Here is a 14,698-nt window from a genome sequence, read left to right on the forward strand (position 1 = left end):
AGAAGTTAATTTACATGCTTAAAAAAGCTAGTTTTAATTAAAAATGAAGGTTTTTCCCTTTAATACTGGGTAAAGCACAAGTAAAAAACTATTTATTTGCAAGAAACATCATAATCCGGGCCAAACAGTAGGTTTACCCTTAATCAAAATTTCCAATATGCGAGCTCATCTGATTATATGCGCGGTAAAATCCAGATATGCATGCTTATAAAAACTTATGCACGATAAATCAAATATATGCTCGCCCACAGGAATATTTGCACGATATCCAATTTATATGCACATTAGCACGAAACTGCCCCGTCCCCGCCCACAAACTAAGCCCCATAGTTTAAAAACCATCTATCATCCAAAATCAAAATAACAAAATAAGCGCTCGGTATAATCCCAAGCGCTTAATTCTAGTACAATGTATATGCTCAACTGTTTCTCCACATTATTTCGTGTAGTTATCGAAATAACCTTGGATGAAGACGATTGGTGTACCTTTATCTCCACTACCAGATGTTAAGTCTGATAAAGAACCGATAAGGTCAGTAAGTCTTCTTGGTGTAGTCCCTTGAGACTCCATTGTGCCGACTAGATCGTCTTCCTTTTTGTTAATGTATTGAGAGATAGCTTGTTTCAATTCTTCGCCACGTAGATCAGCAAAGTTATTATCTGCAAGATACTTCAGTTTTACCTCGTTTGGTGTACCATCAAGTCCAGATGTGTAAGCTGGTGATACAACTGGATCAGCAAGCTCCCAAATCTTCCCGACTGGGTCTTTGAAGGCTCCATCTCCATATACCATTACTTCAACATTTTTACCTGTCTTTTCCTTCAGTAGTGCTTGAATTGAATCAACAACCGGTTGACAGTCACGCGGGAAAAGCTTCACACGCTCTTCAGTAGATTTATTAGAACCTAGTAGGCCGTATGCTTCGTTAAAGCCACTGCCATCAATGGATTCTGATAAAATATTATCAAGACTGTAAATCTTTTCGCCGCCATTAGCTTTTAAGATTTTCTTCGTTCTGAAACGTGTGTGAATGTCACATGTAAGAACGCTTTTTGTATATTCTAAAATGGTTTTAGGATTATTTGAGAAAATAACTTCACATTCTACACCATATTCTTCAACAATTGATTTATAGTAATCGATGTAATCAACACCTGTGAAGGTATGTTTGTTATATCCGAAGTACTCGCGGAATTGTGCTTCTGTTAACGTATCTGTCCAAGGGTTAACCCCTTTTTCATCAAGCAAATCAATATCTACTAAATGATTTCCAACTTCATCAGATGGATAGCTTAACATTAAGACAATTTTCTTAGCACCTTTTGCGATTCCACGAAGGACGATTGCAAAACGATTACGGCTTAGGATTGGGAAAGTCACACCAACTGTATCATCACCGAATTTTGATTGAACATCACTAGCAATATGATCAATGGTTGCATAATTCCCTTGAGCACGAGCAACGATTGATTCAGTGACAGTAACGATATCTTTGTCATTTATTTGAAAGCCTTCAACTTCAGATGCTTTTAATACACTATCAACAACGATCTCTTCAATCTTGTCCCCTTCATTAATAATTGGACAACGAAGACCTCTTACAACTGTACCAACGACTCTTTCCAATGTAACCGCTCCTTATTATGTATCGATTGGGACAACAAATCATTCCCTTTACTTGTAATATACCCCAATCTAATGATATAAGTAAAATGAATATAATTAATGGTACATATAAGGAGTGCTTATATGATAGGGAAGCTAGATTTGTATAAGGTGTTTTGGACGGTAGGGAAATGTAAAAGCTTTTCAAAGGCAGCAAGAGAACTATATTTAACCCAGCCAGCGATTAGTCAGGCAATTATGCAATTGGAAAATGAACTAGATATACGTCTTTTTAATCGAAGTCCCAAAGGTGTTTCATTAACCTCAGAGGGGCAGCTATTGTTTGAATATGTTCACTCAGCAATTAATTTAATTGACGTTGGAGAAGAGAAAATTCTAGAGTTTAAAAATTTGACTGCGGGAGAATTAAAAGTTGGAGTGGGAGATACGATTTCAAGGCATTTTTTACTACCTTTCCTAGAAATCTTTCACAATGAGTATCCGAATATTCGCATTAAAATTGTGAATGGTACCACTCTTGAACTTGTTGCTCATTTAAAATCTGGTGAGATAGATATCGCTATTTGTAATTTTCCCCTAGATGATCCAACTCTTGAATTGAGGCCATGTATTGAGATTCATGATATTTTTGTATGTGGAGAAAAGTACAAGCCTCTTTTATCTAAACCGATAGATCTGAATGAATTAACAAAGTTACCACTTATCTTTCTTGAGCATAAATCAAATTCAAGGAAGTATGTTGAGGATTATATGGCTTCAAAAGGAATAAAGATTTCACCTGAATTTGAATTAGGTTCCCATGATCTATTATTGGAGTTTGCCAAAATAAATCTGGGAATTGCATGTGTGACGAAGGAATTTTCTTATGAGTATTTACAAAAGGGAGTAGTTAATGAAATTCAGCTTATTGAAGAGATTCCGAAGAGAAGTGTAGGAGTCTGTTATTTAAAAAGTGTACCCTTATCACCAGCTTCTACTAGGTTTGTTGAAATCATTGAAAATTATATAAAAAAGTAAAAAAAGGAAAACCAGTTCCGAAAATAGAACTGGTTGCCCCTATTTACCAATCATGTCAACGAAGATAGGTCCCTTATTAAATTCAATGATTTTAAGCTCACCTGTATCTTTAATAAAGATGCTTTTATACCGTTCTTGTCCTTGTTTATTTTTTAATAGAATGATTCGCTTATGCGGATTATCTTCTACAACATTTAATTGATAGTCTGATAAGCTTACATTGGCTTCCAAACTTGCGAATTCAAGCATTTCACTATTCTCAATGATGGACTCATTTTTTTCACTTTCAGTGGACTTTGGCATTTCTGCAGCAACAGTCTCCACAATTGGCGATTTTTCCTTATGTACCACGTTTTTCTCATTACTTCCGCAAGCAGCTAGTAGTAGTGTGCCTATCATCAATATGATTACTTTTTGCATGATCATCTTTCCTCCTGACTTTTGTTAAATTTATCTTATCGAGCCCATGTGAAAATCACCTGTGAAATAGATTAGAATTTGATGAGAATAAGATACGGTACCTCTCGCTACATCCTACTTATACAAACTATCCAAAAAGAAGTCTTAAATATTTTATGAATTGTCCAATGACTAGTGAAATGTAATTGTATATAATTATTTGAATATTAGTTAAAATACTCACCAAAGGAGTGTTCTGTATGCAACAGCAAAAGCTTTTGATTAATGGGCAAAGACTTAAGGATGAGCTTGAACGTTTTGCAGATTATGGACGAACCGAGAATAATGGAGTAACCCGGTTATCATTATCGGAAGAAGACCGATTGGTAAGGGATTATTTCCGTTCCTGTTGTGAGGAATTAGGTATGACCGTTAAGATTGATGACATGGGTTGTATGTACGCAACACTCGAAGGAATTGAGGATAAACCTCCAATCCTGATTGGCTCCCATCTTGACTCTGTTAAAAAGGGTGGAAGGTTTGATGGTGTTCTTGGAGTTCTTGCTGGATTAGAAGTTGTTCGAACATTAGTTGACCATAATATAAAGCCCCAAGTCCCAATCACAATCGTAAACTTTACAAATGAAGAAGGAGCAAGGTTTGAACCTTCTATGATGGCTTCAGGTGTACTTTCTGGGAAATTTGAAAAGACTAAGATGTTAAATAGTATGGATACAGAAGGAAATACATTTGGGGAAACATTACAAGCAATTGGATATGTTGGCGATAAATCGAATCGGTTAAAAGAAGGCCATGCATTTTTGGAATTACATATTGAGCAAGGTCCTGTTCTTGAACAGGAATCACTTTCTATCGGGGTGGTAGAATGTGTGGTGGGCATGTGCTGCTATGAGATTGAAGTGAATGGAAAATCAAATCATGCAGGTACAACTCCAATGACAATGCGAAATGATGCTCTCTTTGCAACAAATCATTTACTAACTGAACTTAGAGAAAAGTTAGCACCATTAGATCAAGAGCTTGTGTTCACAATGGGAAGAATCAATGCCTATCCAAATATTCATACGGTCATTCCAAATAAGGTCGTCTTCACTGTTGAGGCACGTCACAAAAATCCTGAAATCATTCAAAGGGTTGAAGAGATTATTCAATCACTACCAAACTATCCAAACAATGAAGGCTGTGAAGTAAAGACTACAAAATTATGGGGTAGAGATACGGTCTGGTTTGATAAAAATATTTGCAGTATGTTAGAGCAATCAGCCAATAATCTTGGCTATTCCAACAAAAGGATGGTCAGCGGGGCAGGACATGATGCTCAGTTCATAGCTAGCTATATTCCAACTGCGATGTTATTTGTACAAAGCATTGATGGCAAAAGCCACTGTGAAGAGGAATTTACACCATATGAGGATTGTGAAAAGGGAGTTAATGTATTGTTAGATACTGTGTTAAATATACTTGCAAAATCGTGTTAGTAGGATATTTAAAAAAGAAGCGTTAAAGAATAGATTCATTCTTAACGCTTCTTCTTCTTATTTCCTGTGCATCTTAAATTCTAAGAAAAGCTCATTATAATAGGCAAGATTCTTTTTACCAAGGTTCTCATATACTTCGAGCTTCTCGGTTAATTCAGGTGATGGATAAAAACGTTCATCAGTAACCATTTCCTCTGGCATATAATTAAGTGCCTCTTTATTAGGTGTTGAATAGCTTACATATTCTGTATTTTGTGCTGCAACCTCAGGATCAAGCATAAAATTAATGAACTGATGTGCAGCATCAATATTTTTGGCAGTTTTCGGAATGACCATATTATCAAACCAAAGATTTGATCCTTCTTCAGGAACAACATAATCCAAATCTTCATTCTCATACATAATATCTGCAGCATCACCAGACCAGACCAGACCGATAGCTGCCTCTTCATTCGCAAGAAGCATTTTAATTTCATCGCCAACGATTGCCTTTACGTTAGGAGTAAGTGTGTCAAGCTTCTTCTTCGCTTCCCTTAAGTGGGCTTTATTCGTATCATTCAATGAATAATTAAGGCTATTAAGCCCCATTCCTATGACTTCTCTCGCCCCGTCGATTAATAAAATTTGATTTTTCAAATCCTTATCCCATAAATCATGCCAGCCTGTAATTTCTTTGTCGCCGAGCATTTTTGGATTATACACAATCCCCACTGTTCCCCAAAAATAAGGAACAGAATATTTATTGTGAGGGTCAAATGGCAAATCCATAAAGCGTTCATCAATATATTTTAAGTTAGGTAGCTTTGAATGATCTAATGGAATGAGTAGCTTTTCCTCGCGCATTTTATCAATCATGTACTCTGAAGGAACAGCAATATCATAAGTAGTGCCGCCTTGTTCAATTTTCGTCATCATCGCTTCATTCGAATCAAACGTTTCATAGATAACTTTAATACCGGTCTCTTCTTCAAATTGATCAATCAACTCTTCATCAATATAATCTCCCCAGTTATAAACAGTTACTGTATTACCACTTGAGAAGCCTTGGGAAGAGTTTAATCGAGAAACGATAAATAACAATAGTGCTGACACAAGAATTATAGCTAAAAAGGAACGAAATAGATTCTTCATTTTTTAACCCCCAATCCACTTGGCTTGTTGCGTTGTGTAATAAAATAATAGCCAACAACAAGTAGCATTGTGAATAGGAACAGAAGCGTTGATAATGCATTAATATTTAATGAAATTCCTCTACGAGCTAGTGAGTAAATTTCAACAGAAAGTGTACTAAAGCCATTCCCCGTTACAAAAAACGAAACAGCGAAATCATCAAATGAATAGGTTAATGCCATAAAAAAGCCGGCAAATATACCTGGTGTGATATACGGTAAGATAACCTTAGAGAAGACATCCCACTGGCTAGCCCCTAAATCACGAGCTGCATCCTCCAATGTTGGGCTCATTTCCATTAATTTTGGTAAAACCATTAAGACTACAATCGGAATACTAAATGCAATATGTGATAGTAGCACTGAATAAAATCCAAGCTTAATTCCGACCATTGTAAATAAAATTAAAAAGGATGCACCAATAATAACGTCTGGGCTAACAATTAGTACGTTATTCAATGACAGCATTGCGTTCTTTTTTCTTTTTCCTCTAATTGAACGGATTGCAATTGCACCAAATACCCCTATGATTGTTGAAATTAAAGCAGATAAAAGGGCAATTACGAGTGTATTCAATACAATAATAAGGAGCCGTGTATCATGAAAAAGCTCTTTATACCAATCTAACGTAAATCCTTCAAAATCGTGCATTGTACCCCCACTATTGAAGGAGTAATAGACGAGAAATAATATCGGTGTATATAGGATTAGAAAGATAATCACTAAATACAAACGTGAAGAGAGTGATAGTTTTTTACCCAATTTTTGCACCCCGCTTCCGATTCCCTGTTAATGCCATAATGAGGAACATGAAAATAATTAAAAATACAGCAATCGTTGAACCCATGCCCCAATCCTGTGTCACAAGGAAATGCTGCTCAATTGAGGTACCAAGTGTGATGACTCGGTTTCCAGCAATCAATCTTGTTAGCATGAATAATGATAGTGCTGGGATAAATACTACTTGACAGCCAGATTTTACCCCATCGATTGTTAAAGGGAAGATTACCCTTTTAAAGGTTGTCCAACGTGATGCACCTAAATCATTGGCGGCATCCATAAGCGTTGGATTTAATTCATTTAATGAGTTAAAGATTGGTAGAATCATAAATGGAATAAATATATAAACCGATACAAAAATAAAACTAAAATCTGTAAATAAAATTTGTTTCGTTCCGATTCCAATAACCTCTAAGAAGCTATTCGCCATTCCGTAGGTTCCGAATATACCAAGGAAGGCATATGCCTTTAAAAGTAAATTGATCCATGATGGAGCAATAATCAATAATAGCCAAAGATGTTTATGCTTTGTTTTTGTTAATAAATAAGCAGTTGGGTAGGCAATTAGTAATGAAATAGCTGTAATTAAAAATGCATACCAAAATGAGCTTAATGTCATTTTTAAATAAACAGGTGTGAAAAACTTTTTATAATTTATTAAAGATAAATTTCCTTCAATATCAAAGAAGGAATAATATAAAACAAGAATAATCGGTGCGATGACAAATAAAATAATCCAAAGAACATATGGGATCGTATATATATTACGTGTGACCTTATTTTCCATGGCTTTCCCCGTCCGTGTATGATTCTAGGCGTCGATCAAATTCTTCCTCTGTTTCACCATGACGCATAACATGGATGGCTTCAGGGTCAAAATATAGTCCAATCTCATCACCGACAATCGCCTTTTTCGTTGAATGGACGAGCCATTCGTTTCCATCCTTATCAAAGCAACAGATTTCATAATGTACCCCACGGAATAACTGGGAGTCAACGCGAACCTGCAGTTTTCCACGGTCTAAAGAAGTAATTTCCAAATCCTCAGGACGAATCACGATTTCAACAGGTTCATTTTGGTTTAAGCCTTGGTCAACACATTCGAATTTTTTACCAACAAACTCAACGAGATAGTCTTCAATCATCTTCCCTTTTACGATATTAGATTCACCGATAAAATCAGCAACAAATCGGTTAATCGGCTCATCGTATATATCAATAGGTGTACCACTTTGTTGGATTTTGCCTTTATGTAATACAAAGATTTCATCCGACATTGCAAGTGCTTCTTCTTGATCATGAGTAACAAAGATGAAGGTTATGCCAAGACGCTGCTGTAGCTCACGTAGCTCATATTGCATTTCTGTACGAAGCTTTAAATCAAGGGCAGATAACGGTTCATCAAGTAAAATTACCTCAGGTTCATTAACGATTGCGCGGGCAATTGCTACACGTTGTTTCTGTCCACCAGACATTTCCTTAATTTCACGATTTTCATAGCCTTGTAGATTGACAAAGCTTAATGCTTCCTTGACCTTTTTTTCGATTTCAGCATTTTTCATTTTTTTAATACGTAATCCGAATGCAACATTTTCATATACATTTAAATGTGGAAAAAGGGCATAATCTTGGAATACTGTATTAACCTGACGTTTATTAGCGGGCACCTGATTTATTTTTTTTCCATTAAAGAAAATTTCTCCTTCAGATGCTTCGGTAAAGCCAGCAATTAACCGTAAAATGGTCGTTTTACCGCACCCCGAGGGACCGAGAAGTGTATAGAATTTTCCCCTCTCAATCTCAAAGCTTACATCATCTAGTACAACTGGGTCGTTATCATATCGCTTAGTTACATTTTTAAATTGAATAATAGCAACGTTTGTCATATTTACCTCCTTCTCACTCATGATACTTTTGTATCACGTGTTTTCACTTCGGAACAATTATACACGAATCGCTTAAAAATTCAATTTGTTTTTGTGTTTGAGAACCATTATAAAACAAAATTATATTCGCACCAATTTTATCCAATACTATATAGTAGGGAATATTTCCATTTGAAGGAGGATAAATAATATGCAAGCTCAGGATATTATGAATAATGTCGTCTTTAAGGTAAAAGAAACAGATACAGTACGGTTGGTTGTGGAGAAGTTTTTGGAGCATCATATAAGCGGTGTACCTGTGATAAATAATAATGATGAAATTGTCGCTTATATAAGTGATGGAGATATCATGAGACATATTGGAAAGCATGATGATATATTTATTGATTCTTTCTTTTTTATTAATGTGGTACATGGAGACGATGATAAATTTGAAGAAAGGGTTAAAAAGATCCTAGATCTTAATGTTCTTAAAGTCGCCAAGAAAACGGTTGTCAAGGTTGAGTGGAATGAAGATATTGAAAATATAGCAGCAACACTTGGGAAAAGACAAATCAAGAAACTTCCTGTCGAGCGTGACGGGAAATTAATTGGCATTATCAGTCGTGGAGATGTCATTCGTCATGTGTTTCATACATTTATTTAGGCTATAAAAGTATTGAAAGGACACCTCATTCAATCATAAATGAGGTGTCTAATAAGTTCTATATTTTACCTTCAATTGAGCCTTCAAGCTGCAAATACGCTGATTTCAATTGTTCAAGCTCTTGTTCAGTTGCATCCCAATAACCTCTAGAGTGACTTTCAAATAGTCTTTCCATCATACTATGATAGGCCCAGCGGTTATTTTCAGTTAATTGCTCTCTTCGTTTTTCATCGACTATATAGGTTGAGTGCATTTCACTGAACACCCAGCTATCTACCTTATTTGTCGTAGCAGCTAGCCCAATCATATTTTCAAATCGTTCCAAAATTTGCTGAGTGCCATGCTGTTGATGCTCCAATAAACCATCAATCCATTTTGGATTTAAAAGCCTTGTTCGTACCCCACGTTCAATGGATACTTGAACATCTTCGGTTTGAATCAACTCACCTGTAGTATCAGAAATATAAACAGGTGTTTTTATTCCTCTTTCCACTTCTACTGATTTTGATAAGCCACCAAAAAATTCATAATAATGATCAAGGTCAATAACCTCTAACTCCAAATTGCTTCTAATTTGGGAAACTAGATCGACTGCTTGTAAATGCATTTTAAAAAGTTCTTCGGAAGCCACTCCTCGATGATCCATTCCGTATACATATTGGATATCCTTTATATACCCGTCTGCTAAGTCCTTTTCTTCAGTCCAATTTCGTTCACCGACAAGGCCTGTAACGCGGGTACTATAAGCACCCTCAGAAGGGCCAAATATCCTTGCTGTCGCCAATTTGAAGGCGTCTTCATCTGAATATCCGTCCTGTAGTAATAGCTGATAAATTTGATTGGTATTTGCTTTAAAAATATTTTCATCATCTGTTTCATCTAAGCCAGCAATTTGTAAAAACAATTGATTTAATGCATCTAGAACATTCGGGAAAATATCTCTAAAAAATCCAGTAATATTTATTACGACATCGATTCTTGGTCTTCCTAATTCCTTGATTGGGATGATCTCGAACTGTGGACTAAAAGCTCCCCTAGCTTGAGTAATCCGTACCCCAAGATAATGAAGGATTTGGCCAATTGTTTCTCCTTGTGTACGTGAGGTTTCAAATCCCCATAGAACAACCCCTGTGCATTTTGGGTAGCTGCCAAATTCATCATAGTATTGGGTTATTGTATTTTCCGCAATAGTCTTACCTCGTTCTGCAGCCGTTTTTTCAGGAATTAGCCGAGGGTCGAATTGATATAAATTATAGCCTGATGGTAAAATATCCGGACTCTTCACAATATCTCCTGCCAAACGTACAGGAGAATACTTACCTTGAAGTGCTTCTACTAAACCTTCTTCTTCATGTGTATTTTTACTATTATGATAGGCTGTAAGTCCAAAAGAAAGTGATTCATAGCATCGGTTTTGAATGGCTTCAGATGTTATTAAACGAGAATCAAATGAACCTTTATCCAAAAATTGATTGATTATTTCATGCTCAATTTCTTCAAGCAGATCTAATTCCTCTTTATCACATTTTTCTAATATAACGTCATAATCCTTCGCTTGGTCCTCTGCAATTAATCGTTTTATCGATTTTAATGTCCCACGATCATATTTTAATACATGCTTTATATAATTTCTTGCATCGGTTTCATCATAGCCTTTGCCGAAGATGTGAAGACCTTTTGGTATGAGCGACTTTTTCATACGATATAAATCAATTTCAATTTCATCGATTTCCGTACTTGGGAAATGTAGTTGTTTGGATATCTTCAATATTTCATCATAAAGCAGTACACATCGATCAGGGTCTAATCGTTTTGCTTCAGTGTAATTTGCAAGTAACTCCTCTAACTGAACATAGTCGCCATATAAATCTCCCACTATGTATGGAGGTGTTTGGTAACTGACTAGAACGGCGTGTGTCCGTCTTTTTGCAATCATAGCTTCAGATGGGTTTCCAATATAATATAAGTAAATATGTGGAAGGTCTCCGACTAATTGATCCGGATAACAGTCCCCTGACATTGCGACCTCTTTTCCTTGTAAAAACTCCAACGTTCCATGTGTTCCAACATGAACCAAGGCATCTGCCTGGAAATTTTCCTTCAACCAGCTATAAAAAGCTACATACTGATGGTGAGGAGTTAATGTTTTATCATGATATGAACTTGAAACTTGATCCGCTGTACTTCTAGCGGGCTGTAAGCCAATAAATATATTCCCTAATATCATTCCAGGAATGAGGAAATCTGTATCCTCTGACATGATCGTACCCGGTGCTGTTCCCCAATCATTTGTAATCCTAGCCAAGGAATCACCTTTTGTCGTCTTTTCATATTCACGAACAGGATAACGTAAGAATCCACTATAAGTTTCCTCTGAGTTCCATTTACCAGAATTGACTAGCTTACCTGCTGTGAAATTTGCCATCAATTGCTCTTTTGAAAAATCCGGTATGTGATAGCCTTCCTTTTTCAATAACTTTAAAATGTTTGCAACTGATTCGAACGTATCGATATAGGAAGCACTAAAAATCGAATCTTCACCAGGTGGATAGTTATAACAAATAATTGCAACTTTTTTTTCACTATTCTTCTTTTTCTGTAGCGTAAACATTTTTTTAACCCGGTTGATAAGGTATTGAACACGTTCTTCAATTAATGTCAGCTTTTGATTCTCAAAATCAAATGTATCTTCTTCAACTTCCATTAACGCCCCAACTGGAAATGTATCAATTGAACCATCTAATTCTGGAAGCATGACAGATGTTAAGTATTCCGATGAATCAATTCCTTGGATGGAGTCTTTCCACGTTGTTACTGTTCTTTTTGTAATAAAGAAAGGATGCATGATTGGGACACCAAGCTCCTCCAGCATTGGAATGACCTCGTGAGAATTACCGCCCATCGGACCAGCACCAAGTCGAAATGGAACAAAGTTCAGTAATAAACTAACCTTATAATGGTCGCTTGTAACTAACTGTTTAAATCGTTCGATATCAAGATGGGCGATGCTTGATGCTAAAACCGGAATAATATTTGCAATTGGTTTTAATCGTTCAATGATTTCAAATACACATTCTATATTACTTGCATTAAAATGATAGCCCAAAAAAATGACGCCAATCGTTGGTTTTTGCTGATCAAATGGGTAGTCCTGTACATAATCAACAAGAGAGCTATACGTTCTTTTATCCTTATTCTCATAGATAACAATATTATCTGTAATGATAGGTTTATATGGTTTAGGAAGATGATGAGTGTCCACATGACCGTACTCACGGACAATATAGAGTAGGAATTGAATTAAATACTCTTCATTTGCATATATCCAGTACTCAATAATTGCGGCTAAATGCTGAAAATCTACTCTTTTTTCAAGTGGTAACTGGGATGAAAGGTCAGCTATCGTCTTTTCATTGTCTAAAGAGAATAAGACTGGCGGCTTTCTATTTGCTTCAAATAACTGACATAAGTCCTCACCGTATAAATGTCCTATTTTAAAATCCGTACCCATCCTTGGATTCTGTAAGGAAAAAAAGATTTTTTCTGCATGCTTTGGTGCGAGTGAAACGCATTCAGCAATTCTGGCTACCCATTCTTCTGGACAAAGGCGTAATTCTACAAGAATAAAATCTGATTTAGCAATAGCTCTTTCAAACCTAGCTTGTTTTTCTTCGATGAGCATTGTCCCTTTAGCATCAAATAATTCCAGGGTAATAAGATCAGGGTGTGTTTTCTCGAATTTCCTAAATCCCGAGGCCAAACTAGATAATATCGCCATTGCTGATGTAATGATGGTAATATGCATATAATTACTACACTCCCCACTATGATCTGGTGATTGTCTTGACTATTTCCTCTGATTCAATTTCCTCCATTTTAAAATAGGAGGATTCTAATCGTTGGGCTAATTCCTTTGCTAGTCCCAACTTAACAAAGCCTATTTCCGTATCAATTACCATGCTTTTCATGTTAAGTGAATGAATCTTTTCACAAATTTGAAGTGATTTCCCCCATTGGTCTTCATGTGAGAGGTTCGCATTTGCACGGCCATCTGTAATCAGCACAAGAAATGGTGAGTGATCTGCTTCTATATAGCTTAAATTTTTCAGCTTATCTAAAGCTGTTTCAAGTCCTAATGCTAATGGTGTATTCCCGCCTGTTGGGATTTCACGTAATTCCCGATTTGCACGCTCAATACTTCTTGTCGGCTCAAGGAGTACCTTGCTGTCATTATTCGCAAAAGTGATTAGCCCAACCTTATCTCTTTTTTGATAGGCTTCTTGAAGCAGTGACATAATCGTTGATTTGACGATACTCATTCGCTTATTAACTCCCATCGATCCGCTTGCATCAACGACAAATAATATGACTTTACCGGTTCGCTTTTCTCGAACCTTTTGGCGGATATCAGAAGAATGAACGACGATAAAATGTCCATTTGCTTCACGCCCCTTCTGATACAGTGACGCTACCCTAAGTGTTGCATCAAAAGCAATATCATTCACAGCACCTTTCGGGTACATGCTCTTAACGTATCTCCCTATTTTTTTGCTTGTTTTGGTACGGTTTCTTTTTCCGTTGCCTTCTCTTTTTATGACGTCTTTTTGCAAATTGGGCTCAATCAAAGAAAGTTGGATTTCTCCAGATGGTACGTCTATTGTTTGAACTGAATCTACCTCACCTTCGATTTTTTCATGATGTTGATCAGATTCTGTATGAGGAGGATGATTCATTGTTTCCGGAACTCTTTGCTCATTCTCTCGGTCAGATTCAGATAACTCATTATCTTCCACAGGTGAAGCTTGCTGCTCGTTAGTATCCCGTATTCGATGTGGCAGAACATAGCTTGCTGCCTCTTGCATATGTGTGATTGTTACAAAAGTTTCTTGATTAAGGGCGGCTATTGCCTTTGCTGTCTCAATCAAGAGAATGTCTGCACGATGTCCTTCACAACAAGCCTGTATCGAAATTTCTGCGGAAAGCCGTCTCATTTCATTGGGAATCCCGATAGTGCTTAAAATCTCACTTGCCTTTTGAATTTGGTCCATTAAAGCTTCCATTTGCCGCCGGTGACTTATACAGAATTCTTCCATATCTTGTTCATAAGCCAACCTATTTTTTATGATTTGCTTTCGTACATGTACATCTTTTTCACCTTCGACATGGACAAATAAACCAAATCGATCAAGAAATTTTGAAGAAAGAGGACCTTCCTCTGGATTCATTGTTCCTATTAGGATAAAATCTGACGGATATGAGTCTGTAATTCCTTCTCTAGCTAGATGGACTACCTTTGACGCAGACGTTTCTATAATGATATTTGTGATATTTTGTGATAATAGATTTATTTCATCAACGTATAAGACACGACCATTTGCGCGAGCTAACAGCCCATGCTGTGCATTCTTTACACCGGTCTTAATTACCTGTTCAACATTTACCCCACCAATTACTTGCTCCTCGGTAGCATTTAACGGAAGTTCAACGATGGGATATTTATTCAGTAAGGGTGCTATTCCCCTTACAAGGGTAGATTTGGCTGTCCCTTTTTCACCTGAGATCAAGACACTACCGATTTTTGGATTGGTTAATGCAAGCATTAGGGCGCGCTTTGCTTTCTCTTGCCCAATAATTGCGGTAAAAGGGTAGTTAAAATCTTTATTCATAAGATTATC

11 protein-coding genes are annotated in these 14,698 nt (G+C 36.5%); 3 read left to right on the forward strand and 8 right to left on the reverse strand.

Going from position 1 to position 14,698, the window contains the following annotated elements; translation table 11 throughout:
• Positions 1-436: 436 nt before the first annotated feature.
• Positions 437-1,627, reverse strand: coding sequence for a coenzyme F420-0:L-glutamate ligase (locus MJG50_RS11170; RefSeq protein WP_240255789.1), 1,191 nt, complete (start codon positions 1,625-1,627; stop codon positions 437-439).
• 123 nt (positions 1,628-1,750) lie between these two features.
• Here MJG50_RS11170 and MJG50_RS11175 point away from each other — a divergent pair, with 123 nt between their 5' ends.
• The gene (locus MJG50_RS11175; RefSeq protein ID WP_240255791.1) at positions 1,751-2,644 is read left to right on the forward strand and encodes a LysR family transcriptional regulator; all 894 of its coding nucleotides are present in this window, start codon (positions 1,751-1,753) and stop codon (positions 2,642-2,644) included.
• A 39-nt stretch (positions 2,645-2,683) separates the two neighbouring features.
• Here MJG50_RS11175 and MJG50_RS11180 read toward each other — a convergent pair whose 3' ends face one another.
• Entirely contained in the window at positions 2,684-3,064 is a 381-nt protein-coding gene (locus MJG50_RS11180; RefSeq protein ID WP_240255793.1) for a hypothetical protein, read from the reverse strand.
• 239 nt (positions 3,065-3,303) lie between these two features.
• Here MJG50_RS11180 and MJG50_RS11185 point away from each other — a divergent pair, with 239 nt between their 5' ends.
• A complete protein-coding gene (locus tag MJG50_RS11185) occupies positions 3,304-4,542 on the forward strand; it encodes a Zn-dependent hydrolase (RefSeq protein WP_240255795.1) in 1,239 nt (412 codons plus the stop codon).
• Between the two features lie 57 nt (positions 4,543-4,599).
• On the opposite strand, the gene MJG50_RS11190 is transcribed toward MJG50_RS11185, so the two are convergent.
• The 4 genes from MJG50_RS11190 to MJG50_RS11205 all read right to left on the reverse strand — a co-directional run bounded on the left by MJG50_RS11190 (position 4,600) and on the right by MJG50_RS11205 (position 8,377).
• Positions 4,600-5,673 (reverse strand): ABC transporter substrate-binding protein, encoded by a 1,074-nt coding sequence (locus MJG50_RS11190; protein WP_240255797.1) that lies wholly within the window; start codon positions 5,671-5,673, stop codon positions 4,600-4,602.
• Positions 5,670-6,362: an ABC transporter permease gene (locus tag MJG50_RS11195; protein WP_431307275.1), complete on the reverse strand. Its 693-nt coding sequence runs from the start codon at positions 6,360-6,362 to the stop codon at positions 5,670-5,672. The genes MJG50_RS11190 and MJG50_RS11195 overlap by 4 nt, the downstream gene beginning before the upstream one ends.
• 103 nt (positions 6,363-6,465) lie before the next feature.
• On the reverse strand, positions 6,466-7,278 hold the full coding sequence (locus MJG50_RS11200; protein ID WP_240255800.1) for an ABC transporter permease: 813 nt from the start codon (positions 7,276-7,278) through the stop codon (positions 6,466-6,468).
• Positions 7,268-8,377, reverse strand: coding sequence for an ABC transporter ATP-binding protein (locus MJG50_RS11205; RefSeq protein ID WP_240255802.1), 1,110 nt, complete (start codon positions 8,375-8,377; stop codon positions 7,268-7,270). The genes MJG50_RS11200 and MJG50_RS11205 overlap by 11 nt, the downstream gene beginning before the upstream one ends.
• A gap of 190 nt (positions 8,378-8,567) precedes the next feature.
• Between MJG50_RS11205 and MJG50_RS11210 the strand changes: the two genes are divergently transcribed.
• Positions 8,568-9,023, forward strand: coding sequence for a CBS domain-containing protein (locus tag MJG50_RS11210; RefSeq protein WP_240255804.1), 456 nt, complete (start codon positions 8,568-8,570; stop codon positions 9,021-9,023).
• Positions 9,024-9,081: 58 nt separating this feature from the next.
• Here MJG50_RS11210 and MJG50_RS11215 read toward each other — a convergent pair whose 3' ends face one another.
• Both MJG50_RS11215 and MJG50_RS11220 read right to left on the reverse strand, forming a co-directional pair.
• Positions 9,082-12,828, reverse strand: a complete 3,747-nt coding sequence (locus MJG50_RS11215) for a cobaltochelatase subunit CobN (protein WP_240255806.1) — start codon at positions 12,826-12,828, stop codon at positions 9,082-9,084.
• A gap of 19 nt (positions 12,829-12,847) precedes the next feature.
• Positions 12,848-14,689: a VWA domain-containing protein gene (locus MJG50_RS11220; RefSeq protein ID WP_240255808.1), complete on the reverse strand. Its 1,842-nt coding sequence runs from the start codon at positions 14,687-14,689 to the stop codon at positions 12,848-12,850.
• Between the last annotated feature and the right edge of the window lie 9 nt (positions 14,690-14,698).

The organism is Fredinandcohnia quinoae, from assembly GCF_022427965.1.
GTDB lineage: Bacteria > Bacillota > Bacilli > Bacillales > Bacillaceae_L > Ferdinandcohnia > Ferdinandcohnia quinoae.

Bases quoted from the DNA above. Each gene is read 5' to 3' on its own strand.
- MJG50_RS11200 (WP_240255800.1), bottom strand. From the start codon at position 7,278: ATGGAAAATAAGGTCACACGTAATATATATACGATCCCATATGTTCTT.
- MJG50_RS11195 (WP_431307275.1), bottom strand. From the start codon at position 6,362: ATGCACGATTTTGAAGGATTTACGTTAGATTGGTATAAAGAGCTTTTT.
- MJG50_RS11220 (WP_240255808.1), bottom strand. From the start codon at position 14,689: ATGAATAAAGATTTTAACTACCCTTTTACCGCAATTATTGGGCAAGAG.
- MJG50_RS11180 (WP_240255793.1), bottom strand. From the start codon at position 3,064: ATGCAAAAAGTAATCATATTGATGATAGGCACACTACTACTAGCTGCT.
- MJG50_RS11175 (WP_240255791.1), top strand. From the start codon at position 1,751: ATGATAGGGAAGCTAGATTTGTATAAGGTGTTTTGGACGGTAGGGAAA.
- MJG50_RS11210 (WP_240255804.1), top strand. From the start codon at position 8,568: ATGCAAGCTCAGGATATTATGAATAATGTCGTCTTTAAGGTAAAAGAA.
- MJG50_RS11185 (WP_240255795.1), top strand. From the start codon at position 3,304: ATGCAACAGCAAAAGCTTTTGATTAATGGGCAAAGACTTAAGGATGAG.
- MJG50_RS11205 (WP_240255802.1), bottom strand. From the start codon at position 8,377: ATGACAAACGTTGCTATTATTCAATTTAAAAATGTAACTAAGCGATAT.
- MJG50_RS11190 (WP_240255797.1), bottom strand. From the start codon at position 5,673: ATGAAGAATCTATTTCGTTCCTTTTTAGCTATAATTCTTGTGTCAGCA.
- MJG50_RS11215 (WP_240255806.1), bottom strand. From the start codon at position 12,828: ATGCATATTACCATCATTACATCAGCAATGGCGATATTATCTAGTTTG.